Genomic DNA, 25,444 nt, shown 5'->3' on the forward strand with positions numbered 1-25,444 from the left:
AAGGGCGGGGTTAAACCAGCTTGAGCTGCACTTTGTGCTGGGCCAGCAGACGGGCCAGCGCGGGGGAGGGTGTGTGGTCGGTAAACAATTGGTTGACCAGGCTGATGGAGCCCAGGCGCACCACGGCGTTGCGGCCGAACTTGCTGGAGTCGGCGGCCAGCAGCACTTGCCGGGCGTTGTCGATGATGGCTTGCGACACGCGCACTTCCTGGTAATCGAAGTCGAGCAGGCTGCCGTCGTCGTCGATGCCGCTGATGCCCATCAGGGCGAAGTCCACTTTGAATTGCTGGATGAAATCCACCGCCGTCTGCCCGACGATGCCGCCGTCGCTGCGCACCGTGCCGCCGGCCACCAGCACTTCGAAGTCGGCTTTGTCGCTGAGCTGCGCGGCCACGTGCAGGTTGTTGGTGATCACTTTCAAACCACGGTGATTGAGCAGCGCGCGGGCAATGGCTTCGGTGGTGGTGCCGATGTTGATAAATACCGAAGCGTGGTCCGGCACCTGGGCGGCAATCGCCTCGGCGATGCGCTGTTTCTCGTCACGCATCAGCCCGGCGCGCATGGCGTAGGCGGTGTTCTGGGTGCTTGACGCTTCGCTCGCCGCGCCGCCGTGGGTGCGGCGCAGCAGGCCTTGTTCGGCGAGCTGATTGATGTCGCGGCGGATGGTCTGCGGGGTAACGGCAAAGGCTTGGGCCAGCTCATCGATGCTGACGTAACCGCGTTCGCGGGCGAGGTCGAGAATGTCTTGCTGCCGGGGCGCCAGGGTCATTAAGGGCTTCCTTTTTTGCGCCGCATTATAGGCGCTCGGGCATCGGCTGGGGCAGCGTCTACAGGCGCTCGACTTTTGCCGGGTCTGCCTCTAAGGTACGCGAACTTTGTCGGAATTTTCACATTCGAACATGACCCCAGCCATCGACCTGTTAAAAAAAGCCGGCGCCGCGCACCGCGTGCTGAGTTACAGCCACGACCCGAAGGCCGCCTCCTATGGCTTGGAAGCAGCGGAAAAACTCGGCTTGGAGCCGGCCCAGGTGTTTAAAACCCTGCTGGCCGCGAGCGAGAAGGGCGAGTTGTTGGTGGCGGTGGTGCCGGTGGCAGGCACGCTGGATTTGAAAGCCCTGGCGCACGCTGCCGGGGTGAAAAAGGCCGACATGGCCGACCCGGCCGCCGCTCAGCGTTCCACGGGTTATTTGCTCGGCGGCATCAGCCCGCTGGGGCAGAAGAAGCGCCTGCGCACGTTTATCGACGACAGCGCCAAACAACATCCCCACATTTATGTAAGCGCCGGCCGACGTGGCCTGGAAGTGGAATTAGCTGCCGAGGTATTGGTGGCGCATTGCCAGGGGCAGTTTGCGGCCATTGGCCGCGAGTAAACGGTCGGTCCGCGGCGTCGCCTTGGCGATGTCCCCACCCAAAATAACAAGGAAGCGCAGATGTCCCAGTACCTTCTTGCCATCGATCAAGGCACCACCAGCAGCCGCGCCATTGTCTTCAGCGCCCAGGGTTCGCCGGTGTCTCGCGCTCAACAGGAATTCAAACAGTATTTTCCCAAGGACGGCTGGGTTGAGCACGACGGTGAAGACCTGTGGCTGACCACCCTCAAGGTCTGCCGAGAAGCACTGCGCCAGAGCGGCTTGCAGGCATCGGAGGTGGCCGCCATTGGCATCACCAACCAGCGCGAGACCACCTTGGTCTGGGACGCCGCCACTGGCACGCCGATTTACCCGGCCATCGTTTGGCAAGACCGCCGCACCGCCGATTACTGCGCAGGCCTGAAAGAGGCGGGGCATGAGGCAACCGTGGCGGCGAAAACCGGCCTGGTGATCGACCCGTATTTTTCCGCCACCAAGCTGCGCTGGATTTTGCAGAACGTGCCCGGCGCCCGTGAGCGTGCCGAGCAGGGCGAACTGCGCTTTGGCACGGTCGATAGCTTTTTGCTCTGGCGCCTTACCGGCGGCAAGTCGCACAAAACCGACGCCAGCAACGCCTCGCGCACCATGCTGTTCAACATTCACACCCAGCAATGGGACGCCGACCTGCTGGCGCTGTTTGACATCCCGGTCAGCGTGTTGCCGGAAGTGTTGGACTGCGCCGCCGACTTCGGCGTAACCGAAGAAAACTGGTTCGGCAGCAGCATCCCCGTGCTGGGCATGGCCGGCGACCAGCAAGCGGCGTTGGTCGGCCAGGCGTGCTTCCAGCCGGGCATGGTGAAAAGTACCTACGGCACCGGCTGCTTCATGATTCAAAACACCGGCAAGCAGCCGGTGGTGTCGCAAAACCGCTTGCTGACCACCGTCGGTTATCGCCTGAAGGGCGAAGTGACGTACGCGGTGGAAGGCTCGATTTTCGTCGCCGGCGCGGCGGTGCAATGGTTGCGCGATGGCATTAAGTTAATCAGCCACGCCCGTGATACCGAGGCGCTGGCCGAGCAAACCGGCGACGCCAGCGGTGTGTTTTTGGTGCCGGCATTCACCGGCCTGGGCGCGCCGTATTGGGATCCAAAAGCCCGTGGCGCGATCTTCGGCTTGACCCGCGACACCGGCATCAAGGAAATCGTCACCGCCGGCTTGCAGTCGGTGTGCTACCAAACCCGCGACTTGCTCGAAGCCATGCGCCAAGACGGCGCCGCCGCCCCCAGCGCCTTGCGGGTGGATGGCGGCATGGTCGAGAACAACTGGGTGATGCAGTTCCTCGCCGACATTCTTGGCGTGCCGGTGGAGCGCCCGGAAGTGACCGAAACCACGGCGCTGGGCGTGGCCTATCTGGCCGGCTTGCAAGCTGGGATCTATCCCGACCTCGACGCCATCGCCCAGCACTGGCATCGCCAGCATCTGTTCGGCCCACGCATGGCCACCGCGCACCGCGAGAAGCTCTACGCCGGTTGGCTGGACGCGGTAAAACGCGTGCGCAGCGACGGCTGATACGCCCGCTGTTGCGCTGGAAAAAGCGCCGGCTGTATCAGGCCGGCCGCTGACAATCTGGGTATCGTGAGCGCCTTCATCCGCTAGGAGCGCGCCCATGTCCCTCGACTTTCACCAGATCGACGCCTTTACCCAGCAACCCTTTGCCGGCAACCCAGCCATTGTTTACCGGCTGGACAGCTGGCTGGACGAGGCGCGCATGCAGGCCATCGCCGCCGAGCACAACCTGGCGGAAACCGCATTCGTGGTGAAAGAGGGCGATGTCTGGCACATCCGCTGGTTCACCCCCGCCTGTGAAGTGCCGTTGTGCGGCCACGCCACGCTGGCTACCGCCTTCGCACTGTTCACCGTGCACGGCGAAACCGCCGATCAAGTGAATTTCACCTGCCAATCGGGCGCACTGAGCGTGAGCCGCGAAGGCGAGCGGTTGGTGCTGAATTTTCCCAGCCTGCCGGGGGAACGCTTCGATGCCAGCGCGGCGATTAAAGCGGCGGTAAATGGGCCGATTGTTGAAGTGCTCAACACCGGCAAAGAGCTGTTGGTAGTGCTTGAAACCGAACAAGCGGTACGCGACTGCCAACCCAACCTGGCGGCCGTTGCGCAGCTGCCGTGGCTGGGCATGATCGTCACCGCGCCGGGCGAGCGGCACGACTTCGTCTCCCGCTATTTCGCCCCGGCCATCGGCATTGATGAAGACCCGGTGACCGGCTCGATCCATTGCAGCCTGATTCCCTACTGGGCGGAACGCCTGGGCAAAACCCAGTTCGAAGCGTTCCAGTGCTCGGCGCGCGGCGGTGAGCTGTTTTGCAGTCTCGATGGCGAACGCGTCAGCATTGGCGGTCACGCGGTATTGGTGGCCAGCGGTACGTTGCATCTGTGACCGCGTGCCGCTGAGCAGCCGGGCGAGGCGCGGGGGGCTGGTTATACTGGCCTAACGTTCCTTATGGAAAAGGATTGCCAATGCCGTCTCGCCACCAGCTGCTGCGTGTGCGTCGAATCCTCTTAGCCAGCAGCGCTTCGCTGGGCTATCTGTTGCTGTGCTGGTTGGCATTTGCCGGCGGTTTTATGCAGCTGACCCTTGCCGGCATGCTGCTGCTGACCATCGCCGTGGTCGCCAGTACCGCCGGCTTCCTGGCCCTGACCTGGTTCAGTTTCAATCTGCGTTTTCGTGACCCCAGCCTGACGGTGCCGCAGATGAGCTGGGCGATTGGCGTGATTTTCGTCAGCGTCTACTACGCCGACAGCCTGCGTTCGCTGTTCTTGATGATGGTGTTGGTGGTGCTGATGTTCGGCGCCTTCCGGCTGACGTTGGGCGGCTTCGTGCGCATTGGCGTGTTCACCGTCGGCTGTTACGCGGTGCTGATGACCGCGCTGCTGTATCGCGGCGTGCGTTTCGACTGGCACGTGGAGGCAATTCGCGCGTTGGCGTTTTTCGTGCTCACCGGTGGTGTGTCGATGCTCGGTCTGGAGATGAGCCGGCTGCGCAATATTCTGCAGGAGCGCAACCGCGACCTGCAGGTGGCGCTCGAGCGCATCCAGCAATTGGCCATTACCGACGAGCTCACCGGCTTGTACAACCGCCGCTTCGCCAATGACATCCTCGATCAACAAAAAGCCCTGGCTGATCGCGGCACCTACGATTTTGTGGTGTGCATGCTCGACCTGGACTTCTTCAAACACGTTAACGACGCCTACGGTCATCCCGGTGGCGACGCGGTGTTGTGCCAGTTGGCGAAGATTCTGCAACGCATGGTGCGAGACGTGGATTTTGTCGCGAGGATGGGCGGCGAGGAGTTCTTGCTGGTGCTCTCGAACACCAACGAAGCCGGCGCTGCCTACGCCATGGAGCGCTTGCGCCAGGCGCTGAAAACTACGCAGTGGGAAGGCTTCGCGCAACTGCGGCTGACGTTGTCGGTGGGCATCAGCCGCTATGTGAGCCCCGAACCGTGGCAAACCACCTTGCAGCGCAGTGACAGCGCGTTGTATCAGGCCAAGGACAGCGGCCGCGATCGGGTGGTTGTGCTTTAGAGCTGACTGCCGGGCGCGGCGAAGGTGACCACCTGTTGCGCCGCGATCCGCACGCCAACGTACTCACCGGGTTGGAGCTGCACATGGCTGGGAAACAACGCGTCCACATGCGCGCCCGTGGCCAGGCGCAAGCGGTACAACGTGCTGGCGCCCTGAAAGCTGCTGCTCAGCACTTGCGCCTGTTGTTCGCCCTGCTCAGTGAAAGTGAGGTCATCGGGGCGCAGCAACACGTCCACCGGGCTGCCGCTGGGCCAGTCGCGGGCCTGGCAACTGACCACGCCCAGTTCGGTTTGCACCGACTCGCGGCTGAGCAGCTCGCCGCGAATGAAATAACCCTCGCCGATAAAGCTCGCCACGAAGGGCGTTTGCGGGCGGTGGTAGAGGTTGTACGGCGTGTCCCATTGCTCCAGATGGCCTTCTTTGAATACGCCAACCTGATCGCTGACGGCGAACGCTTCTTCCTGGTCGTGCGTGACCAGAATGGCGCTGGTGCCGCGCGCTTTGAGGATCTCGCGCACTTCTTGGCTCAAGCGGCGGCGCAGTTCGTTATCGAGGTTGGAAAACGGCTCATCAAGCAGTAGCAACTGCGGTTCCGGCGCCAGCGCGCGAGCCAACGCCACGCGCTGCTGCTGACCGCCCGACAATTCATGGGGAAAGCGTTTGGCCAACGTCGAGAGCTTCACCAGCTCGAGCAATTCTGCTGTGACCTGAGCGCAATTGGCCTGCTGGCGAATGCCAAAGGCCACGTTGTCGGCAACGGTTAAATGCGGGAACAGCGCGTAGTCCTGGAACACCATGCCGATGCGGCGCTTCTCGGGCGCCAAGGTGAAGCCGGGGCGCGAGAGCAGGGTGTCGGCGAGCTGGATGTCGCCACTGAGCACCGGCTCAAACCCGGCGATGGCACGCAGCGTAGTGGTTTTGCCGCAGCCCGAGGGCCCGAGCAAGCAGCCGATTTCACCTTCGTGCAGCGTGAGGTCCAACTGCTGCACCACGAGGTGGTCGCGGTAGCCGCAGCTGAGGTTTCGCAGCGTCAGCAGTGGCGCCGCACTCATGCCGGGCGGTAGCCGGGCTCGACCAGCATTTCCAGCAGCGCCTTCTGCGCGTGAAGGCGATTTTCAGCTTGGTCCCACGCACCGGAGCGCGGATCGTCGAGCAAGTCTTCGCTGATTTCCTCGCCACGGTGAGCGGGCAGGCAGTGCAGGAACAGCACGTCGCTGGCGGCTAGGTCGAGCAGGGCGCGGGTGACTTGATAGGGAGTAAACAGCGCGAGGCGTTCGGCGGCTTCTTCTTCCTGGCCCATGGAGGTCCAGACGTCGGTGCTCACCAGATGAGCGCCGGCCACGGCTTCGCGCGGGTCGCGCACGATGGTCACGCGATTGCCGGCGGCGGCGAGGAAGCTGGCGTTGGGCTCATAGCCTTCAGGGCAGGCCACGCGCAACTGGAAATCGAACTGCTGAGCGGCTTCGATGTAGCTGTTGCACATGTTGTTGCCGTCGCCGACCCAGGCCACGGTTTTGCCCTGAATCGGGCCGCGCAGCTCCTGGTAGGTCTGCATATCGGCCAGCAACTGGCAGGGGTGCAGGTCGTCCGACAGGCCATTGATCACCGGCACGCGCGAGTGGGCGGCGAATTCGGTCAGGGTGCTGTGGGCGAAGGTGCGGATCATCACGGCATCAAGCATGCGCGACATAACGATGGCGGCATCGCTAACCGGCTCGCCGCGGCCGAGCTGGGTATCACGAGGCGAGAGGAAAATAGCCTGGCCGCCGAGCTGGATCATGCCGGCTTCAAAAGAGAGGCGGGTGCGAGTGGAGGCTTTTTCGAAAATCATGCCGAGCACGCGATTTTTTAGCGGCTCAAAAAGGATGCCTCGATTGCGCAGGCTCTTCAGCTCGATGCCACGACGGATCAGGCCCAGCAACTCATCGGGCGTGCAGTCCATTAGCGAGAGAAAGTGTCTTGCGCTCATCATTCACTACCTTTTGTACAACGATTGCGCTGGTGAACAAGCCGGGCCTTTTCGGGAAAAGGTTTTCAAAGAAAAAAGGGCTCTACCAGCGGCTGTGGGCCGCACGGTGCGACGAAATGGGGAGGCGGGATCTTATAAGGAAATGTCGCGCCGTGTCATCTTTGGCACGCGTTGCGTTTATACGAGATGTCTCGGTCCTTTATGCGCCTAGGCCTGGCCTGTTTTCCAGGCATAAAAAAACCCCGCCGAAGCGGGGTTTTTTTTGAAGCGCGGGGAGTCTTAGACTACCTGTACTTCTTCAGCTTGCATGCCTTTCTGGCCTTTAGCGGCCACGAAAGATACGGTCTGACCTTCTTTCAAGCTTTTGAAGCCATCGGATTGGATAGCTTTGAAGTGCACGAACAGGTCAGCGCCGCCGTTGCTTGGAGTGATGAAGCCGAAGCCTTTTTCATCGTTGAACCATTTAACGGTACCAGTTTCGCGATTAGCCATGGTGTAGATCCTTGAACAGAGTGGATTGCGGCGGGCTACAGGCCCTGCCAGTACTGAGTGCAAAGAGTTATCGGAATACGTGTAGATGGTTGGATCGAGATCTAAACACCAAGTTGCGATTCGCGGTACACATGCAGCACAGTGGCCTAAAGATACGCACTTTGTTGGAGTAATGCGACTAGCGAAGCCTCTGTAATCGATATAAATGGCATATATCTGCCGAAACGCGGCTCCGTTGGCAGTTAAAAACGCTGTAAGGCCCGTCTGAAGAACGGTATGGATTCTCCTGATGAGCCCCAATTCATGGGGCTTAAGCCTATGGTGCAGCAGCTTGATGCCCTCCATAGTCAGCACTTAACGACCGGATGCGTCGTGCCAAATAAAAAAGAGGCTAGGCCGTGACCAAGACCCTCCATCACCGTGCGTGCCATTTATGCGAAGCCATTTGTGGGCTGAGCATTGAGACCGAAACCCAGCCCGACGGCACCCAGCAGATCCTTTCTATTAAAGGCGATGCCCTGGACAGCTTCAGCCAAGGCCACATCTGCCCCAAAGCCGTTGCGCTGCAAGATATCCAGCACGACCCCGACCGCCTGCGCCAACCAATGCGCCGCGTCGGCAGCGAATGGCACGCCATTGAGTGGGACGAAGCCTTCGAACTGGTCGCCAGCCGCTTGGCCGACATTCAGACCCGCCATGGGCAGAACGCCGTTGCGGTCTATCAGGGCAATCCGAGCGTGCACAACTACGGGCTGATGACCCACAGCAATTACTTTCTAGGCCAACTGAAAACGCGCAACCGTTATTCGGCAACGTCGGTGGATCAATTGCCTCATCACCTCACCAGCCACTTGATGTACGGCCACGGTTTGCTGATTCCGATCCCCGATATCGATCACACCGACTTTATGCTGATCCTGGGCGGCAATCCGCTGGCGTCCAACGGCAGCATCATGACCGTGCCGAATGTGGAAAAACGCCTGAAAGCCATCAAGGCGCGCGGCGGCAAGGTGGTGGTGGTCGATCCGCGCCGCAGCGAAACGGCGGCTATTGCCGACCAACATATTTTCGTCCGTCCGGGTCAGGATGCAGCGCTGCTGTTCGGCGTGCTCAATACCCTGTTTGAAGAAGGCCTGACCCGCATCAGCCATCTGCCAGTCGAAGGGCTGGACGAGGTGCGCAGCGCCGTGGCGGCCTTCACCGCGGAGGCTATGAGTGCGCGCTGCGGCGTGCCGCCTGAGACGATTCGCCAGTTGGCGCGAGATTTTGCCGCCGCCGATTCGGCTGTGTGCTACGGCCGTATGGGCGTTTCCACCCAGGTGTTTGGCACGCTCTGTCAGTGGTTGGTGCAACTGATCAATCTGGTGACTGGCAACCTCGACCGGGTCGGCGGCGTGCTGTGCACCGAGCCGGCGGTGGATTTGGTGGCAAGCACGTCGGGCGGTCATTTCAATCGCTGGCAGAGCAGGGTGTCTGGCCTGCCGGAGTACGGTGGTGAATTGCCGGTTTCGGCACTGGCCGAAGAGATGCTGACGCCGGGAGAAGGGCAGATTCGCGCGTTAATCACTGTTGCGGGCAACCCCGTGCTGTCGACGCCCAACGGCCGCCAATTGGAGCAGGCGTTGGATGGCCTGGAGTTCATGCTGTGCATCGACTTCTATATCAACGAAACCACCCGCTACGCCGACCTGATTCTGCCGCCGACCGCGCCGCTTGAGCACGATCATTACGACACCACCTTCAACGTATTCGCCGTGCGCAACGTCACTCGCTTTAACGAGCCGGTACTGGCCAAACCGCTAGGCGCGCTGCATGACTGGGAAATTTTCGTCGGGCTCGCCAAAGCCTTTGCCAGCAAAACCGAGGCAACGCTCAAGCCAACTATGGAGCCGGCGAAGATGATCGACATGGGCCTGCGCATGGGCCGGTATGGCGACAGCTCCGAGCACAAGTTGTCGGTCGCCATGTTGCGCGAACACCCCCATGGCATCGATCTGGGCGCTTTGAAACCGAATCTGTTGGCGCGTTTGAAAACCCCAAGCAAAACCGTGCTGGCAGCGCCGCAGATTTTGCTCGATGACATCGCCCGTTTCGCGGCGCAGCCGGTACCGCAACCCGGTGAGCTGGTGCTGATTGGCCGCCGCCATGTGCGCAGCAACAACTCCTGGATGCACAACTATCACCGGCTGGTGAAGGGCAAACCACGTCATCAACTGCTGATGAATCCGGCCGACATGGCTAGTCGCGCGCTTACTGACGGACAGCGCGTCAGTGTGCGTTCGCGTGTAGGCATGATTGAAGTAGAAGTCGCCGGCAGCGATGACATGATGCCTGGCGTAGTGAGCTTGCCGCACGGCTGGGGCCACGGCCGGCCGGGCGTGCAAATGGCGATTGCCAGCGCACAACCAGGTGCCAGCGCCAACGACCTGACGGATGAACGCCACCTCGACGTGCTGTCCGGCAATGCGGCGCTCAATGGCGTGCCGGTTGTGGTGGCAGCGGCGTAGGCACTCTCACTACGACGATAGGAGGGTCGAGCCAAGTGCGCGGCTTTCCGATACAATGCGCGTCACCGTGTCGGCCCGTGAGTCGGCGAGTTTGACAGTCAGATAGGCCTTAGTGCTGAGGTACCCATGGATATCATCGAAACTATCAAAGAGCAGATCGCGAACAACGCCATCCTGCTGTACATGAAAGGCTCGCCGAACGCCCCGCAATGTGGCTTCTCGTCGAAAGCCGCTCAGGTTGTCATGGCATGCGGCGAAAAATTCGCCTACGTCGACATCCTGCAAAACCCTGAAATCCGCGCCAACCTGCCGAAATACGCTAACTGGCCAACCTTCCCGCAACTGTGGGTCGGTGGTGAGTTGGTTGGTGGTAGCGACATCATGGTTGAGATGTTCGAAAACGGTGAGCTGCAAACTATGGTTAAAGCCGCCGCTGCCAAAGCCGACGCTTGATTAGCTGACGCGCAATAAAAAGCCCCGCCGAAGCGGGGCTTTTTATTGCCTGACGATTTACTCGTCCATCTGCGACTGCAGGTAGTTCTGCAGGCCGACTTTGTCGATCAGGCTGAGTTGGGTTTCCAGCCAGTCGATGTGTTCTTCCTCGGAGCAGAGGATGTCTTCGAGCAGTTCGCGACTGGCGTAGTCGCCAATGCTCTCGCAGTAAGCGATGGCTTCCTTAAGGTCGATGTGCGCTTTGTGTTCGATCTTCAGATCGCACTCGAGCATCTCTTTGGTGTTCTCGCCGATCAGAATCTTGCCGAGGTCTTGCAGGTTCGGCAGGCCTTCCAGGAACAAGATGCGCTTGATCAGCTTGTCCGCGTGTTTCATCTCGTCGATGGACTCGTGGTACTCGTGCTCGCCCAGTTTCTTCAGGCCCCAGTCTTCGTACATGCGCGCATGCAGGAAGTATTGGTTGATGGCGACCAGCTCGTTGCCGAGGATTTTGTTGAGGTGCTGGATGACTTTCTTGTCGCCTTTCATGTCTGCGGCCTGCCGTGCAAAGGGGGTGATAGCGTGAGAGTCTGCCCCTGCATGTTTAAGGTGTCAAATGTAAGTAATTGAATTTAAACGGAAAATAAACCCGAATAAGAATGTTTAGATTCCGCGTCTTGGCGCTAACTAGTTGAATTTCAGGCATAAAAAAACCGGACACTCGGTCCGGTTTTGGGAAATTGACTACTTTACGCCGCAGAAAATTGTGCTGGATAACCGAGCGCGGCTTGGCTGCTTTGCACTTCAGTCAGCGCTTCGCGTACCACTTTCTTGGCCAGCGTCGCGCATTTGCCGCACTGGCTGGCGACTTCCAGCGACTCACGAACGTCGCGGTAGCTGCAGCAACCTTCGTAGATTGCATCGCGGATCTGACCGTCGGTGACACCCATGCAGAGGCATACGTACATATAAGGCCCGGACTCAAAGTGACTTGATGCGGAGGATATTAATGTTAATGAGAATGCTTGTCAAAACTAGACCGAGCGTTTCTCATTGATATTCCCTCGGGGCGATGAACGGTCCCACGCATTATTTCCACGCATGAAAAAACCCGGCGCAGAGGCCGGGTTTTTTTAAGCGGAGCAGGGCAGCGATCAGTCGTCGAAATCCTGCCAGCCGCCCATTTCCTTCCAACGGTTCACGATGCCGCAGAACAGCTCGGCGGTTTTCTCGGTGTCGTAACGCGCGGAGTGCGCCTCGCGACCGTCGAAATCCATGCCAGCCGCCTGACACGCCCGAGCCAGCACGGTCTGCCCGTAAGCAAGGCCGGCGAGGGTGGCGGTGTCGAAGCTTGAGAACGGGTGAAATGGATTGCGCTTCAGGTCATTACGCGCGACGGCCGCATTGAGAAAGCCCAAGTCAAAACTGCTGTTGTGGCCCACCAGAATGGCGCGTTTGCAGCCGTTGGCTTTCAGCGCTTTGCGGATGCCACGGAAAATATCGGTCAATGCCGATTCTTCGCTAACCGCCATGCGCAGTGGGTGATCGAGCTTGATGCCGGTGAACTCCAGCGCAGCCGCTTCGATATTGGCGCCTTCAAACGGCTCGATACGGAAGAAGTAGGTGTGCTCCGGAAACAGAAAACCCTTTTCGTCCATGCCCACGGTGACGGCTGCAATTTCCAGCAGGGCGTCGGTGGCAGAGTTGAAACCGCCAGTCTCCACATCGACCACCACCGGCAAATAGCCGCGAAAGCGCGCGGCCATTGGGTGGCGCGAATTGCTGCTGCCGCCTTCCGGTTCGTCGTCGTAGTTGTCTTCACTCACGCGGTTTGCTCCAGCAAGCGCCAGCGCAGTTTTTCACCGGCGCGCAGCGGGACGACACTGTGCTCGCCAAGCGGCAAGATGGTCGGGGCGGTCCATTCTTCACGGACCAGGGTAATGGTATCGGTATTGCGCGGCAGGCCGTAGAAGTCCGGGCCGTGCTGGCTGGCAAAGCCTTCCAGCTTGTCCAGCGCGTTACGTTGCTCGAATGCTTCGGCGTACAGCTCAATCGCCGCGTAGGCCGTGTAGCAGCCGGCGCAACCGCAAGCGGCTTCTTTGGCGTGCTGAGCGTGGGGCGCCGAGTCGGTGCCGAGGAAGAACTTGGCGCTGCCGCTAGTGGCGGCGTCCAGCAGGGCTTCCTGGTGCACGTTGCGCTTGAGAATTGGCAGGCAATAGAAGTGCGGGCGAATGCCGCCAACCAGCATATGGTTGCGGTTGTACAGCAGGTGGTGAGCCGTGATCGTTGCGCCGACATTGGCTGGGGCGCTGTTGACGAACTGCACCGCATCGCCAGTGGTGATGTGTTCGAACACCACTTTGAGCGTCGGAAAACGCTCCACTACGCGGGTCAGGTGCTCATCGATAAACACCTTTTCGCGATCGAATACGTCGATTTCGCCGCGCGTCACTTCGCCGTGTACCAGCAGTGGCAAGCCCACTTCAGCCATGGCTTCGAGCACGTGAAAAATCTTGTCGACGCTGGTCACGCCGGAATCGGAATTGGTCGTGGCGCCGGCTGGATACAGCTTGGCGGCGTGTACGAAACCGGATGCCTTGGCGCTGCGAACATCGTCCGGGCTGGTGAGGTCGGTGAGGTACAGCACCATCAGCGGTTCAAAATGGCTGCCGGCCGGGCGGGCGGCAAGAATGCGCTGGCGATAGCCATCGGCTTCGGCGGCGTTGCGCACCGGCGGCACCAGGTTCGGCATGATGATGGCGCGACCGAAGGTGCGCGCGACGTCGGCGACCGTATGAGGCAGCACCGCGCCGTCGCGCAGGTGAATATGCCAGTCGTCCGGACGCAGCAGGGTGAGGCGGTCAGTCATGGGGGGCGATACCAGATCAGCGAAATTTGTGCGGTGAAAACTGCTGCGAATGCTACCGGAAAAGCCTGGTAGCGGCACCCGCTATCAAGTTTTCCCAACGCCAACCGATACCCCACTCAGAACGCCGTAATTCTTCATGGAGCCTACCGTGCGCCAGCGCTATCTCGCCTTGTTCAGCTTATTCGCCAGTCTGCCGGCCATGGCGATCACGTTTCAAACGCGCCTGGAAAAGGTCGAATGGAAGGTCGACGGCGATCAATTCGAGTGCCGCTTGTCGCAGGACATCACCGATTTCGGCCAAGGCCAATTCGTCCGCCGTGCCGGTGAACAGGTCACTTTCCGCCTGCAAGCCCGCGAACGCTGGCTGGGTGCAGGTTCGGCCACCCTGGTTGCTGCCGCAGCACCGTGGCAACCAGGGCGAGGCGACATCAATCTGGGTCGGGTCACGGTCGACAACGGCGCCATGCCTTTTAACAGCAGCCAGCAGCAAGGCGCGCGCATGCTCACCGGGTTACTGGAAGGTCGCAGTCCCGTAGTGCGCCACCGCATGCCGGACGGCGGCGAGGGCGTTGAAGTTCGCCTGCTGCCGGTCAAGTTCAACAAGGCCTACCACGATTACCTGGATTGCACGACCAAGCTGCTGCCCGTCAATTTCGACCAGATCAAACAAGTGCAAGTGGCCTTTCCGGGTGGCGGCGCCGACCTGGATGAACTTTCTCGCGCCAAGCTGGAAATCATCCTGCAGTACCTCAAGGCTGATCCGAGCGTTAACCATATCGAGCTGGACGGCCATTCCGACAACGGCGGCAACCGCCTCACCAACCTGGATATGTCCCGCCGTCGCGCGTTAGCCGTGCAGGAATATTTCAAGGCCAATGGCATCCCTGAAAGCCAGTTTGTCGTTCGCTTCCACGGTGAGCGTTATCCGCTGGTTCCCAACACTAATGCCGCCAACCGTGCGAAAAATCGCCGGGTAACCGTGCATTTGTCCCGCGAACCCATGCCGCCAGCGCCCACCACTCCCGCGACCGCGCCGATAAAACCTGCTGCCACGTCCTGATTGCAGGTTGTGCGCTTCCCGTCGTTTAGACGAAAGAATCCGTCGCTTGATCGTCATTAGCTGTCGCGCCTCTGTAAATTGTGCGGCGCGGCCAGTAGAATCGCGGGTTTTCCGTAGAACCCCGTGGAGTGATGGCATGGCGGACGTAAAGAAGGTTGTCCTGGCGTATTCCGGTGGCCTGGACACTTCGGTGATTCTCAAGTGGCTGCAAGACACCTATCAATGTGAAGTGGTGACATTCACCGCCGATCTCGGTCAAGGCGAAGAAGTTGAGCCAGCCCGTGCCAAGGCACAGGCCATGGGCGTCAAGGAAATCTTCATCGACGACCTGCGCGAAGAGTTCGTTCGCGACTTCGTTTTCCCCATGTTCCGCGCCAACACCGTGTACGAAGGCGAGTACCTGCTGGGTACGTCCATCGCCCGTCCGCTGATCGCCAAACGTCTGATCGAAATCGCCAACGAAACCGGCGCTGACGCCATTTCCCACGGCGCCACCGGCAAAGGCAACGACCAGGTTCGCTTCGAGCTCGGCGCTTATGCGTTGAAGCCTGGCGTAAAAGTGATCGCTCCGTGGCGTGAGTGGGATTTGCTCTCGCGTGAGAAGCTGATGGACTACGCCGAAAAGCACGCCATCCCGATCGAGCGTCACGGCAAGAAGAAATCGCCGTACTCCATGGATGCCAACTTGCTGCACATCTCCTACGAGGGCGGCGTGCTGGAAGACACCTGGACCGAGCACGAAGAAGACATGTGGAAATGGACCGTCTCCCCTGAGAACGCTCCAGACAAACCGACCTACTTGGAACTGACCTACCGCAACGGTGACATCGTCGCCCTCGACGGCGTGGAAATGTCCCCGGCCACCGTGCTCGCCACGCTGAACAAAATCGGCGGTGAAAACGGTATTGGTCGTCTCGACATCGTGGAAAACCGTTACGTCGGCATGAAATCCCGTGGCTGCTACGAGACGCCCGGCGGCACCATCATGCTGCGTGCTCACCGCGCCATTGAATCGATCACCCTGGACCGCGAAGTCGCTCACCTCAAAGACGAGCTGATGCCCAAGTACGCCAGCCTGATCTACACCGGCTACTGGTGGAGCCCGGAGCGTCTGATGCTGCAACAGATGATCGACGCATCGCAGGCCCACGTGAACGGCGTGGTTCGTCTGAAGCTGTACAAAGGCAACGTCATCGTCACTGGTCGTAAGTCCGAAGGCTCGCTGTTCGACGCCAACATCGCCACCTTCGAAGAAGACGGCGGCGCGTACAACCAGGCCGACGCGGCTGGGTTTATCAAGTTGAACGCCTTGCGCATGCGCATCGCCGCCAACAAGGGTCGCAAGCTGTTCTGATAAGCTTTTGCGGCTGACCAAACCCCGGCCACGAGCCGGGGTTTGCATTTATAAGCCTGTCACAGGCAACCGATGAGGAACGACTGATGAGACTGCTGCACACCATGCTGCGCGTCGGCGATATGGACAAATCCATCGCGTTTTATACCGAAGTGCTGGGCATGACCCTGCTGCGCCGCAAAGACTACCCCGACGGCCAATTCACCCTGGCATTCGTGGGCTACGGCAACGAAGCGGACAACAGCGTGATCGAGCTGACCCACAACTGGGGCGTCGAAAGCTACGAGCTGGGCACCGGTTACGGTCATATCGCCCTGGAAGTGGCCGACGTCTACAAAGCCTGCGAAGACATCCGCGCCCGTGGCGGAAAAATCACCCGCGAGCCAGGCCCAATGAAGCATGGCACCAGCATTCTGGCCTTCGTTGAAGACCCCGACGGCTACAAAATTGAACTGCTGTCGCCCTCGCGCGGCGACTGACAAGGCGACCTCTAGAGCGATTGGGCCGCATTCCGATCAGCCGCGATGCTTTTGATCTGTGTAGGAGCGACTTCAGTCGCGATCCTGGAAAAGGCGCTCTCACGCCAGACCGAGTAAAGGCCATCGCGACTGAAGTCGCTCCTACAAAACAGGGGCGTAGCGCCCAATAAAAAGCCCGACATCATGTCGGGCTTTTTATTGGCAGATCAGAAATCAAAATCGTATTCGGCCAGTTGTTTGTGCAACCGTCGCTCTTCCAAGAGGTTGTCGATGATGCGGCGCTTGGTCAGGTTGGTTTTTGCCACCTCAACCGGTGCTTCCACCACTTCCTCGCTTTCGTCACTTACTACGTCTTCGTCGAGTTCCAGTTCTTCTTTGCTAGTGCTCATTGACGTCCACTCCGGCTACAGGGCCATTGGCGCACCTTATATAGGCAAATTCGGGACGGGTAAAAAAGATTTTTTCAATCGAGCGATAGTAGGAACATTAAAAAGTCAATCGTCCGAGGTTTTGGCTTTGTACTCGCACAGGTCTTCAATCCGACAGCTACCACACCGTGGCCTGCGGGCGAGGCACACATAACGGCCGTGCAAAATCAGCCAATGGTGCGCATCCATCAGAAAATCCTTGGGCACAAACTTCAGCAGTTTCTTCTCCACCTCCACCACGTTTTTGCCCGGCGCGATGTTGGTGCGGTTGCTGACGCGAAAAATGTGCGTGTCCACGGCCATCGCCAGTTGCCGGAACGCGGTGTTGAGCACCACGTTAGCGGTCTTGCGGCCCACGCCTGGCAAGGCTTCCAGCGCTTCGCGGTCTTCCGGCACCTGGCTGCCGTGTAGCTCGATAAGGCGCCGGCACGTTTCGATCACGTTCTTGGCTTTGCTGTTGTACAGGCCAATGGTCTTGATGTACTCGCTCAACCCGTCCACGCCCAGCGCGTAAATCGCCTCCGGGGTATTGGCCACTGGGTACAACTTGGCCGTGGCTTTGTTGACGCTAACGTCAGTGGCCTGCGCCGAAAGAATCACCGCAATCAGCAACTCGAACGGCGTGGTGTAGGCCAGTTCGGTCTTCGGCTCGGGGTTGTCTTCGTGCAAGCGGCGAAAAATTTCGTAGCGTTTAGCGGCGTTCATCGGTGGTCGGGTCGGCAGTAAGAGAAGAGGTTTGGGAAGAGGGAAACACTAACCGGGACAACGCCCACAGCGCGCCCAGCACTATAAACGCGCCGGGTGCCAAGGCGAAAAGCGGCAATCCGCTAAAGCCGGAAACAGACCAGCCAGAAGCGGTTGGGCCAAACAGCCACTCGGCATGGCTTAGCAGCGTGCCTCGACCGAGCAATTCCCGCAGCGCGCCGAGCAGCAGGGCGACGCCGCTGAACAGCAAACCGTGGCGCAGCCCTTGTAACGCGTTTGCCGGCGCCTGCACTACGGCGAGCAGAAGCAGTGGCAAAAAAATCCCCAAGGCATTGCGCAGCTCCAGCGCTGTGGCTTGCAAAAGCAGGTCCGCGACGGTCAGCAGGGCGCACGCCGCCAGTAGCAGAACCGCGCGCTGTAACGTGGCGTCCAATCGGCGCAACAGCCCGGCCAGCACGCCCAGAGTGATCAGCAGCGGCAGCGCCACGACGCTCAGCCCCAGGCTTTTAACCAGCAAATCGCTGGCACCCAGCAGCGGCGCCAGGGCCAGCCAATTAAGCGGCCTCATGGCGCCACCGCTTGAAGCAGGTGAGCTTTATGCGCATCGAAATACCGCAGGCCTCGTTGTACCGCCTGGCTGACCGCCCGCGATGTCACGGTGGCGCCCGCCATTTGGTCGAATGGGCCGCCGTCGGCTTTCATCCGCCAATCGGCATCGCCGGCGCTGCGACCGAAAAAACCGCGCAACCACGGGCTTCTCGCCGCGTTGCTGAGGTCTGCCAGCCCTGGCGTTTCCCGTTCGCTCAGCACCTTGACGGCCAATAACTGCCCCGACGGCGCGATCGCCAACAGCAACTCAATGCTGCCTTCGTAACCTTCGCCGCGCGTTGGAAGCAGCACCGCGACGGGCATGCCGCTCAAGGTGGCGAGGTAGCCAAACGCCGGCTCCGGCAGGCGCAGTTGCTCGCTATCGGCCAAGGCAATCGGCGCCGCCGTCGGGTGATTGTCGTAACTGCCGGGCGCCAGTAAATCCAACAAGGCGCGCTCGCTGGCGGCCTGCCGTTCCCTGGCGATCTGGTCGCCGAGCAGGTGCTGAACGCCCACCACGGCAGTCATCAGCGCGAGCAACAACGCGCCGATAACCAGCGCATTGCGCTTAGTCATTCGTCACCTCCGCTAAGGGTTTCGCTGCCCGCCGCCCGATCATCGGCACCAACAGGTTCATACCGAGTACGGCGAAGGCCATGCCGTCAGCGTAGTTGCCCCAGGTGCGGATTACGTAAAGCCACAGCCCAACGCCGATGCCGAACCACAGGCGGGCGCGGTCGCTACTAGGGCCGGACACCGGCTCGGTGGCGATAAAAAATGCGCCCAGCATCGTCGCGCCGGAGAACAGATGAAAAAACGGCGAGCCGTTGGAGTCCGAGCCGGAGCCGTTCCAGCACAGCAAGCTGGCCACAAACAACGCCCCGAGCACGCCCGCCGGGGTGTGCCAACGTATGACCTTGCGCTGAATCAGCAACAGGCCGCCAAGCAGAAACGCCACATTCACCCAGCCTGCCTGCCAATGGCTGAACGCTGGGTTGCGTTGCAACAGTTCGTCCACCGTCAGCCGATCGTTGTGCTTGAGGCTGTCGAGCACCGTGGCCTGGCTCCAGCCGTCCACCGCCACTGGCCCGATAAAAATGTGCTGTAACCCGGCAAGCAAACCGTGGGCATCGCCCGGCGCGGGCCATTGCGTCATCTGCGCGGGAAAGGCCAGCAGGGCGAAGGCATAGCCGAGCATGGCCGGGTTGAACGGGTTTTTACCGAAGCCGCCGAACAGCGCTTTGCCGACAAGATGAGCAAACGCCGCAGCACTGACGCTCAGCCACCACGGCGCGTACGGTGGCAGCGCCAACGCCAGCAAGGCGGCGGTCACCAGCGCGCTGCCATCACCCAACCACGCGACATCGCCGAGCGAAAAGTGCGCCGCCCCTTGCACACGTCGCGTCAGCGCTTCACACGCCAGCGCCGTGGCCATGCCGAGCAGCAATTGCAGCAACGTGCCCCAACCGAAGTGCCAGCACAGCACCAGCGCACCGGGCACGCAGGCGAGCAACACCCATTGCATGCCAGGGCGCGGGTCGAACGCCGGATTAGCCTGGCTGGTAGGCATCAAGCTTTTCCTGCGCCTGGTGCAGACGCTGCTGCGCCTTGGCCAGCGCCGCCTCATCGACAGGCTGACGGCGCTGCAACTTGCTGACCTCGGCACGGGCCATCACCAGGTCGGTTTCCAGGTCGCGCAAGCCGGTGTCGATAGGGCGCTTGTCGATGCGCTGCAGGTCTGGCGCCGGCTTTTTGCAGGCGTCTTCGGCCTGGTGCAACGCCGTTTCGGCCGCCAGCAGAGCCGCTTGCAACGGCTGCAATTCGCTTGCGCCGGCGCCGCTGCCTTCGGCGGTTTTCAGCGCCGCGCGAGCGACGGCGAGATTGACCTTGGCTTTCTTCAGCGCCACCTGGCTGTCTACGCTGGCCGCAGGTTTGGCCGCTTGCAGGGCTGCTTGCGCCGCCGCCGCAGCCTGGCCCAGTTCCTCAACCTGCTGCGCAAGCTCCGGTGTGCCATAGGTGGCGAGCTGTTTTTGCGCCTTGCTGTAGGCCACCTGCGCCATGGCCGCTTCGATTTTCAGGCGCTTGACCCGCTCATCGAGGCTGGCGGATTTCTGTGTTTTCACTCGTTCGATGGCCGCTTGCACCGGATCCAACGCCATCGCTTGAGGTTGTGCCTGACGCTCAGCGCGGGCTGCACGGTCGCGTTGGCGACGCGCTTCTTCCCGTTGCAAGCGAGCCTGGTGGTTCTCATGGCGCCAGCGGAAATGGTCAGCACGCAGACGCTGCTCCTGCGCGGCGGGTTCGGGCAGCGTTCGCAGGTCGATGCAATCAACCGGGCAGGGCGCTACACACAGTTCGCAGCCGGTGCATTCGTCCGTGATCACGGTGTGCATCAGCTTGGCCGCGCCGACAATGGCATCCACCGGGCATGCCTGAATGCACTTGGTGCAGCCGATGCATTCGGCCTCGCGAATAAAGGCCACTTGCGGGGCAATGGGCGGCAGTTCCGGTGGTAGCACCGGCACCTTCAACAACAGCGCCAAGGCTTGAATGGTGGCCTCGCCGCCGGGCGGGCACTTATTGATCGCTTCACCCCGAGCGATGCCCTCGGCGTAAGGCTTACAGCCGGGGTGCCCGCATTTGCCGCACTGTGTTTGCGGCAACAAGGCGTCGATGGCGGTGATCAGGCTGCTCATAGCGGCGCCAGCCCTTGCAGACCGAGCAGCACAACGCCGATCAAACCCGCGCCAATCAACAACAGCGGCCCGCCGCGAAAGGCCACTGGCACAGCGTTGTGATCAATGCGCCCAAGCAGATCGCCCAGCACCTGCAACGCCAACCAGAAACCCAGTCCACCGCCAACGCCTTGCGCCACGGCCAGCGCGAAGGTGTGAGGTTCGGCCAGCAAGATGCTTGCGAGCGCGGCGGCGCTGGAGATAAATAAGGGCAAAGCTTCGCGAGCAAGCTCGCTCCTACGGAAAACGGAAACCGCCAGCCAGGCGAGCGCGGCCAGCATTGGCGCGTATACAAACAACCGCAGGTAATCGAGCTTAAGCGGCAGCAACACGCCGTGAAACAGCAGCCAACCCAGCGGCGTCGCGAGGGCAATCAGCACTGCGCTCACGCGCCCCAACTGCGCCATGCGCACCGGCGGCGTGCCCACGGCATCGGCGCCAGCAGGCAGTAGCACCAGCAGGTTGTTCACCAAGGCGGCGCCAAGCAGGGCGAGGAAAAAAGCAGTCATTGCGCGCGGGTGTCGTTGTGTTGCCAGAGAGGGGCGCCATTATCGGGGATGGCGCCAGCTCGGTACAGCTACGCGTAGATCAGGCGGTCTTGCGCCGCGTCACCTTGCGCCACAACCAGCGCACCAGCAGCGCCAGCGGGAACAGCACGATCAGGAAAGGAATGCTGTAGCCCAGCACTTCCAGAGCTTTGGCTGTGCCGTCGGTGGCGTTGTCGAGCAGGTTGCCGAAGGCTTCGCCGATTCGGCTGAAGCGGCCTTCGTGCTGTGTTTCGGTGCGCAAGGAGAGGGTCAGCAGGTTGGTGTCGATGCGCCGTTGTTGCTGCGCGGCTTCCTGGGAGGTGGCGTCGAGTTGAACTTGCACCTCGGCCATTTCGCGGGCGAGGGCGAGCATGTCGCTGACGCTGAGGTCTTTGCGATCTTGGAATTGTTCGAGGGTTTTGTATTGGCGTTGCAGGCGCTCGCGCACTTGGTTGTTGTCGGAGACGGCCTGGGCGAGGTCTTCGGCATGGGTGGTGCGGCTGACTAGCTTGCCGCCTTCGCCCGCGAGGGAGACGAGCTTTTCAACACCGTCGGGCACGATGCGCACGCGCAGTTGCCCGGCGTTGTAGCTGCTCTCGCCTTGTTCAATGCCAAGCAGGTCGCATTGGCCAAAGCGGCCGCTGGTGCAGGCTTCACGCGTATCGGCCAGGCGCTGGCGCACGGCCGCTTTGTCCAGTTCGAGGGTGACGTAGTGTTCGTACGCCAGGAACGCCCCGGCTTTGGCTTTCTCGCCCTGAACGTCGGCGCTGCCGGAAACGGCGTTCACGCTCGAGTAGCCGTCTTGTTTGCCGCAGCCCGCCAGCGCCAGGATCAGAAGGGGAACAATCCATACAGGTTTCATCGTCGCTTCCTTGCAGAAATAAAAAACGGGGCTGATCGCTCAGCCCCGTCTGATGGTGGCGTTACTTGACGCGCTGACCCGGCTTGGCGCCGCTGTCTGGGCTAAGCAGGTAAATTTCTTCGCCGCCAGGGCCGGCCGCCAGCACCATGCCTTCCGACACGCCGAACTTCATCTTGCGTGCAGCCAGGTTGGCCACGTAGAGGGTCAGGCGACCTTCCAGTTTGCTTGGGTCCGGGTAGGCGCTTTTGATGCCGGAGAACACGTTGCGCTTGGCATCGCCAATGTCGAGCGTCAGGCGCAGCAGCTTGTCGGCGCCTTCAACGAACTCGCATTTTTCGATCAGGGCAATGCGCAGGTCGACGGCGGCGAAGGCGTCGAAAGCGATTTCAGCCGCCAGCGGGTCTTTGCTCAGTTCGCCATTGCCAGCGGCAGCCGGTGCAGCGGTTTCGCTGCTGGCCAGGTCTTCTTTCGAGGCGTCGGTCATGGCTTCCACGGCTTTGGGGTCGATGCGGGTGAGCAGGGGCTGGAACGCGTTGAGCTGATGGTTGGCCAGCAGCGTCTTGTGGTCGTCCCAGGTCAGCGGCGGCACGTTGAGGAACGCTTCGGCATCGCGCGCCAGGGTTGGCAACACGGGCTTGAGCAGAATCACCAACTGGCGGAACAGGTTGATGCCCAGGGCACACACGGCCTGCACTTCGTCTTGCTTGCCTTCCTGTTTGGCCAGTGCCCACGGCGCTTTGTCGGCGATCCAGGCGTTGGCGCGGTCGGCCAAGGCCATGGTTTCGCGCATGGCGCGGGCAAAGTCGCGCGCTTCATAGGCTTCGGCAATGCTTGGGGTCGCGGCCAGGAAGGCGTCGGTCAGTTCAGGCGCGGCGTTGGTGTCGACCAGCACGCCGCCGTTGCCTTTGTGAATAAAGCCGGCGCAGCGGCTGGCGATGTTCACCACTTTGCCGACCAGGTCGGAGTTGACCTTCTGCACGAAGTCTTCGAGGTTCAGGTCCAGATCGTCCACGCCACGGCTGAGCTTGGCCGCGTAGTAGTAGCGCAGGTATTCCGGCGACAGGTGATCGAGGTAGGTACGCGCCTTGATAAAGGTGCCGCGCGATTTCGACATTTTCTGGCCGTTAACGGTCAGGTAGCCGTGCACGTTGATGCCCGTCGGCTTGCGGTAGCCCGCGCCTTCGAGCATGGCCGGCCAGAACAGGGCGTGGAAGTTGACGATGTCTTTGCCGATGAAGTGGTACAGCTCGGCCGTCGAATCCTTGTTCCAGAAGGCGTCGAAATCCAGCTCTGGCGTGCGGTCGCACAGGTTCTTGAAGCTGGCCATGTAGCCAATCGGCGCATCCAGCCACACGTAGAAATACTTGCCCGGCTCGTCCGGAATTTCGAAGCCGAAATAGGGCGCATCGCGGGAGATATCCCACTCTTGCAAGCCGGAATCCAGCCACTCGGCGAGCTTGTTGGCGACCGCGTCGTGCAAGGTGCCGCTGCGGGTCCAGCTTTGCAGCATGGCCTGGAATTCAGGCAGCTTGAAGAAGAAGTGCTTGGAGTCTTTCAGCACCGGCACGGCGCCGGAAATGGCCGAGCGCGGGTTTTTCAATTCGGTGGGCGCGTAGGTGGCGCCGCATTTTTCGCAATTGTCGCCGTACTGGTCTTCGGTGCCGCACTTCGGGCAGGTGCCCTTGATGAAGCGGTCGGCCAGGAACATGCCTTTTTCCGGGTCGAAGTACTGGGTGACCGAACGGGTGGCGATGTGGCCTTTGTCGCGCAGGGCCAGGTAAATCGAGGTCGACAGCGCGCGGTTTTCTTCCGAGTGGGTGGAGTGGAAGTTGTCGAAATTCACCAGAAAGGCGGCGAAGTCGGCGCTGTGCTCGGCTTTGACGTTGTCGATCAGTTGCTGCGCGGTGATGCCTTCTTTCTCGGCGCGCAACATGATGGCCGAGCCGTGAGCGTCGTCTGCGCAGACATAAATGCATTGATTGCCGCGGTGCTTCTGAAAGCGCACCCAGATATCGGTCTGGATGTACTCGAGCATATGGCCAAGGTGAATGGAACCGTTGGCATAGGGCAGGGCGCTGGTGACGAGGATTTTGCGGGGCTCGGACATGGTAATCGGCTGCACTGGCATTACGAGGGAAGTCGGCAACTATAAAGGCGTGGCGGTTTTTTTTCACCCGTGGCGCGGCTCAAGCCGCTCCTACAGACCGCACCGTTGTGTAGGAGCGGCTTCAGCCGCGATGCTTTTAATCCACACACTATTGGCTTGAAGTAAGATGCCCGCCTGTTTTGCTCAGTCTTTCGGAGTTGCCCCATGAGCACCGTTACCCGCCAGCTGGTCGAAGCGACCCTGCGCCAGTTTACTGATCCCAACCTCAATCAAGACCCCGTCAGCGCCGGCTGCCTGCGCGATGTCAGCATCGACGGTGCCAAGGTGCGAGTGCGCCTGGAACTGGGTTACGCCGCCGACCTGTTCAAAAACGGGTGGGCGCAAATGCTGCAAATGGCCCTGGAAAATGTCGACGGCATCGACAGCGCTACGGTGCAAATCGACACCCACATCGCCGCCCACAAAGCCCAGGCTCAGGTGCCCGGTTTGGCCAATGTGAAAAACGTGATCGCCGTGGCCTCGGGCAAAGGCGGCGTGGGCAAGTCCACCACGGCCGCCAACCTGGCCCTGGCCCTGGCGCGCGAAGGCGCCAAGGTCGGCATTCTCGATGCCGATATCTACGGCCCCAGCCAAGGCATCATGTTTGGCATTCCTGAGGGCACCCGCCCGCAGGTGAAAGAGCAGAAGTGGTTTGTGCCGATCAAGGCCCACGGCGTTGAAGTGATGTCCATGGCCTTCCTCACCGACGACAACACGCCGATGGTCTGGCGCGGGCCGATGGTGTCCGGTGCGTTGCTGCAACTGGTCACGCAAACCGCGTGGGGCGACTTGGATTATTTGGTCGTCGACATGCCGCCCGGCACCGGCGACATCCAACTGACCCTGGCGCAGAAAGTGCCCGTAGCCGGCGCCGTGATCGTCACCACCCCGCAAGACCTGGCCCTGCTGGACGCCCGTAAAGGCGTGGAAATGTTCCGCAAAGTGAACATTCCGGTGCTGGGCGTGGTGGAGAATATGGCCGTTCATATCTGCTCCAACTGCGGCCATGCCGAGCACCTGTTCGGCGAGGGCGGTGGCGAGAAGCTGGCGGCGGAATACGACGTTGATCTGCTGGCCTCGATGCCGCTGTCCATGGCGATTCGCATGCAATCGGATGGCGGCAAACCCACCGCCATCGCCGACCCGGAAAGCCAGATCGCCATGCTCTATCAAGAAGTCGCCCGTGCCGTTGGCGCGCGCATTGCGCAAAGCGGGCAGAGCGCGCCGGGTATGCCGAATATTGTGATTTCCGACGACTAATCGGCCTGCACATTGGCGTTCGTCCGAGCGCCAATGCAGCAGTCGCCTGCACACAGCCGTTGCGCCGCAGATGAGAAATCGTGGA

General features: G+C 60.9%; 27 protein-coding genes. 10 read left to right on the forward strand and 17 right to left on the reverse strand.

The annotated features are described in order from the left end of the window. Positions 1-10 precede the first annotated feature (10 nt). Positions 11-769, reverse strand: coding sequence for a DeoR family transcriptional regulator (locus ACZZZU_RS00230; RefSeq protein ID WP_122450480.1), 759 nt, complete (start codon positions 767-769; stop codon positions 11-13). A 130-nt stretch (positions 770-899) separates the two neighbouring features. Between ACZZZU_RS00230 and ybaK the strand changes: the two genes are divergently transcribed. The 4 genes from ybaK (at position 900) to ACZZZU_RS00250 (ending at position 4,946) form a co-directional block, all read left to right on the forward strand. Next, positions 900-1,370 (forward strand): Cys-tRNA(Pro) deacylase, encoded by a 471-nt coding sequence (gene ybaK, locus ACZZZU_RS00235; RefSeq protein WP_463549349.1) that lies wholly within the window; start codon positions 900-902, stop codon positions 1,368-1,370. Between the two features lie 60 nt (positions 1,371-1,430). Then, entirely contained in the window at positions 1,431-2,918 is a 1,488-nt protein-coding gene (gene glpK, locus ACZZZU_RS00240; RefSeq protein WP_463383057.1) for a glycerol kinase GlpK, read from the forward strand. A gap of 97 nt (positions 2,919-3,015) precedes the next feature. Beyond that, positions 3,016-3,798, forward strand: coding sequence for a PhzF family phenazine biosynthesis protein (locus tag ACZZZU_RS00245; protein ID WP_463549350.1), 783 nt, complete (start codon positions 3,016-3,018; stop codon positions 3,796-3,798). Between the two features lie 80 nt (positions 3,799-3,878). Continuing rightward, a complete protein-coding gene (locus ACZZZU_RS00250) occupies positions 3,879-4,946 on the forward strand; it encodes a GGDEF domain-containing protein (protein WP_463549351.1) in 1,068 nt (355 codons plus the stop codon). On the opposite strand, the gene ACZZZU_RS00255 is transcribed toward ACZZZU_RS00250, so the two are convergent. The 3 genes from ACZZZU_RS00255 to ACZZZU_RS00265 form a co-directional block, all read right to left on the reverse strand. After that, positions 4,943-5,998 carry an ABC transporter ATP-binding protein gene (locus ACZZZU_RS00255; protein WP_463549352.1) on the reverse strand — a complete coding sequence of 352 codons (1,056 nt, stop codon included), beginning with the start codon at positions 5,996-5,998 and terminating at the stop codon, positions 4,943-4,945. The two genes, ACZZZU_RS00250 and ACZZZU_RS00255, sit on opposite strands and share 4 nt — an antisense overlap. Continuing rightward, entirely contained in the window at positions 5,995-6,915 is a 921-nt protein-coding gene (gene argF / locus ACZZZU_RS00260; protein WP_463549353.1) for an ornithine carbamoyltransferase, read from the reverse strand. The genes ACZZZU_RS00255 and argF overlap by 4 nt, the downstream gene beginning before the upstream one ends. A gap of 279 nt (positions 6,916-7,194) precedes the next feature. Continuing rightward, positions 7,195-7,407, reverse strand: a complete 213-nt coding sequence (locus ACZZZU_RS00265; protein ID WP_108097521.1) for a cold-shock protein — start codon at positions 7,405-7,407, stop codon at positions 7,195-7,197. A gap of 398 nt (positions 7,408-7,805) precedes the next feature. On the opposite strand from ACZZZU_RS00265, the gene ACZZZU_RS00270 reads away from it, so the two are divergent. Both ACZZZU_RS00270 and grxD read left to right on the forward strand, forming a co-directional pair. Further along, on the forward strand, positions 7,806-9,914 hold the full coding sequence (locus ACZZZU_RS00270) for a molybdopterin oxidoreductase family protein (protein WP_463549354.1): 2,109 nt from the start codon (positions 7,806-7,808) through the stop codon (positions 9,912-9,914). Positions 9,915-10,040: 126 nt separating this feature from the next. Then, a complete protein-coding gene (grxD, locus tag ACZZZU_RS00275) occupies positions 10,041-10,367 on the forward strand; it encodes a Grx4 family monothiol glutaredoxin (protein ID WP_122450487.1) in 327 nt (108 codons plus the stop codon). A 57-nt stretch (positions 10,368-10,424) separates the two neighbouring features. On the opposite strand, the gene bfr is transcribed toward grxD, so the two are convergent. The 4 genes from bfr to pyrC all read right to left on the reverse strand — a co-directional run bounded on the left by bfr (position 10,425) and on the right by pyrC (position 13,215). Further along, the gene (bfr, locus tag ACZZZU_RS00280; RefSeq protein ID WP_122495228.1) at positions 10,425-10,895 is read right to left on the reverse strand and encodes a bacterioferritin; all 471 of its coding nucleotides are present in this window, start codon (positions 10,893-10,895) and stop codon (positions 10,425-10,427) included. A gap of 200 nt (positions 10,896-11,095) precedes the next feature. Then, on the reverse strand, positions 11,096-11,314 hold the full coding sequence (locus tag ACZZZU_RS00285) for a bacterioferritin-associated ferredoxin (RefSeq protein WP_122495230.1): 219 nt from the start codon (positions 11,312-11,314) through the stop codon (positions 11,096-11,098). 186 nt (positions 11,315-11,500) lie between these two features. Further along, entirely contained in the window at positions 11,501-12,172 is a 672-nt protein-coding gene (rnt, locus tag ACZZZU_RS00290) for a ribonuclease T (RefSeq protein WP_122450490.1), read from the reverse strand. After that, entirely contained in the window at positions 12,169-13,215 is a 1,047-nt protein-coding gene (gene pyrC, locus ACZZZU_RS00295) for a dihydroorotase (RefSeq protein ID WP_463549355.1), read from the reverse strand. The genes rnt and pyrC overlap by 4 nt, the downstream gene beginning before the upstream one ends. 148 nt (positions 13,216-13,363) lie before the next feature. Here pyrC and ACZZZU_RS00300 point away from each other — a divergent pair, with 148 nt between their 5' ends. The 3 genes from ACZZZU_RS00300 to gloA all read left to right on the forward strand — a co-directional run bounded on the left by ACZZZU_RS00300 (position 13,364) and on the right by gloA (position 16,108). After that, positions 13,364-14,275, forward strand: a complete 912-nt coding sequence (locus tag ACZZZU_RS00300; protein ID WP_463549356.1) for a flagellar protein MotY — start codon at positions 13,364-13,366, stop codon at positions 14,273-14,275. A 136-nt stretch (positions 14,276-14,411) separates the two neighbouring features. After that, a complete protein-coding gene (locus ACZZZU_RS00305; RefSeq protein WP_108097514.1) occupies positions 14,412-15,629 on the forward strand; it encodes an argininosuccinate synthase in 1,218 nt (405 codons plus the stop codon). An 86-nt stretch (positions 15,630-15,715) separates the two neighbouring features. After that, positions 15,716-16,108 (forward strand): lactoylglutathione lyase, encoded by a 393-nt coding sequence (gene gloA, locus ACZZZU_RS00310; RefSeq protein WP_122450494.1) that lies wholly within the window; start codon positions 15,716-15,718, stop codon positions 16,106-16,108. Positions 16,109-16,314: 206 nt separating this feature from the next. Here gloA and ACZZZU_RS00315 read toward each other — a convergent pair whose 3' ends face one another. The 9 genes from ACZZZU_RS00315 to metG all read right to left on the reverse strand — a co-directional run bounded on the left by ACZZZU_RS00315 (position 16,315) and on the right by metG (position 24,060). After that, positions 16,315-16,497 (reverse strand): PA3496 family putative envelope integrity protein, encoded by a 183-nt coding sequence (locus tag ACZZZU_RS00315; RefSeq protein WP_122495234.1) that lies wholly within the window; start codon positions 16,495-16,497, stop codon positions 16,315-16,317. 105 nt (positions 16,498-16,602) lie between these two features. Next, entirely contained in the window at positions 16,603-17,241 is a 639-nt protein-coding gene (nth, locus tag ACZZZU_RS00320) for an endonuclease III (protein ID WP_122495235.1), read from the reverse strand. Beyond that, on the reverse strand, positions 17,228-17,809 hold the full coding sequence (locus tag ACZZZU_RS00325) for an Rnf-Nqr domain containing protein (protein ID WP_463549357.1): 582 nt from the start codon (positions 17,807-17,809) through the stop codon (positions 17,228-17,230). Before ACZZZU_RS00325 ends, nth begins: the two co-directional genes overlap by 14 nt. Beyond that, complete coding sequence (locus tag ACZZZU_RS00330) at positions 17,806-18,405, reverse strand: RnfABCDGE type electron transport complex subunit G (RefSeq protein ID WP_463549358.1); 600 nt, start codon at positions 18,403-18,405, stop codon at positions 17,806-17,808. The genes ACZZZU_RS00325 and ACZZZU_RS00330 overlap by 4 nt, the downstream gene beginning before the upstream one ends. Next, positions 18,398-19,399, reverse strand: a complete 1,002-nt coding sequence (locus ACZZZU_RS00335) for an RnfABCDGE type electron transport complex subunit D (protein WP_463549359.1) — start codon at positions 19,397-19,399, stop codon at positions 18,398-18,400. The genes ACZZZU_RS00330 and ACZZZU_RS00335 overlap by 8 nt, the downstream gene beginning before the upstream one ends. Then, complete coding sequence (gene rsxB, locus ACZZZU_RS00340; RefSeq protein WP_463549360.1) at positions 19,380-20,525, reverse strand: electron transport complex subunit RsxB; 1,146 nt, start codon at positions 20,523-20,525, stop codon at positions 19,380-19,382. Before rsxB ends, ACZZZU_RS00335 begins: the two co-directional genes overlap by 20 nt. Beyond that, a complete protein-coding gene (locus ACZZZU_RS00345; RefSeq protein ID WP_463549361.1) occupies positions 20,522-21,073 on the reverse strand; it encodes an Rnf-Nqr domain containing protein in 552 nt (183 codons plus the stop codon). Before ACZZZU_RS00345 ends, rsxB begins: the two co-directional genes overlap by 4 nt. Before the next feature lie 79 nt (positions 21,074-21,152). Next, the gene (locus tag ACZZZU_RS00350) at positions 21,153-21,953 is read right to left on the reverse strand and encodes a DUF4349 domain-containing protein (protein WP_463549362.1); all 801 of its coding nucleotides are present in this window, start codon (positions 21,951-21,953) and stop codon (positions 21,153-21,155) included. Positions 21,954-22,014: 61 nt separating this feature from the next. Then, complete coding sequence (metG, locus tag ACZZZU_RS00355; RefSeq protein WP_463549363.1) at positions 22,015-24,060, reverse strand: methionine--tRNA ligase; 2,046 nt, start codon at positions 24,058-24,060, stop codon at positions 22,015-22,017. A 204-nt stretch (positions 24,061-24,264) separates the two neighbouring features. Between metG and apbC the strand changes: the two genes are divergently transcribed. Then, positions 24,265-25,359 carry an iron-sulfur cluster carrier protein ApbC gene (gene apbC / locus ACZZZU_RS00360; protein WP_463549364.1) on the forward strand — a complete coding sequence of 365 codons (1,095 nt, stop codon included), beginning with the start codon at positions 24,265-24,267 and terminating at the stop codon, positions 25,357-25,359. The last annotated feature ends 85 nt before the right edge of the window (positions 25,360-25,444 follow it).

The organism is Pseudomonas sp. AC136 (genome assembly GCF_979258585.1).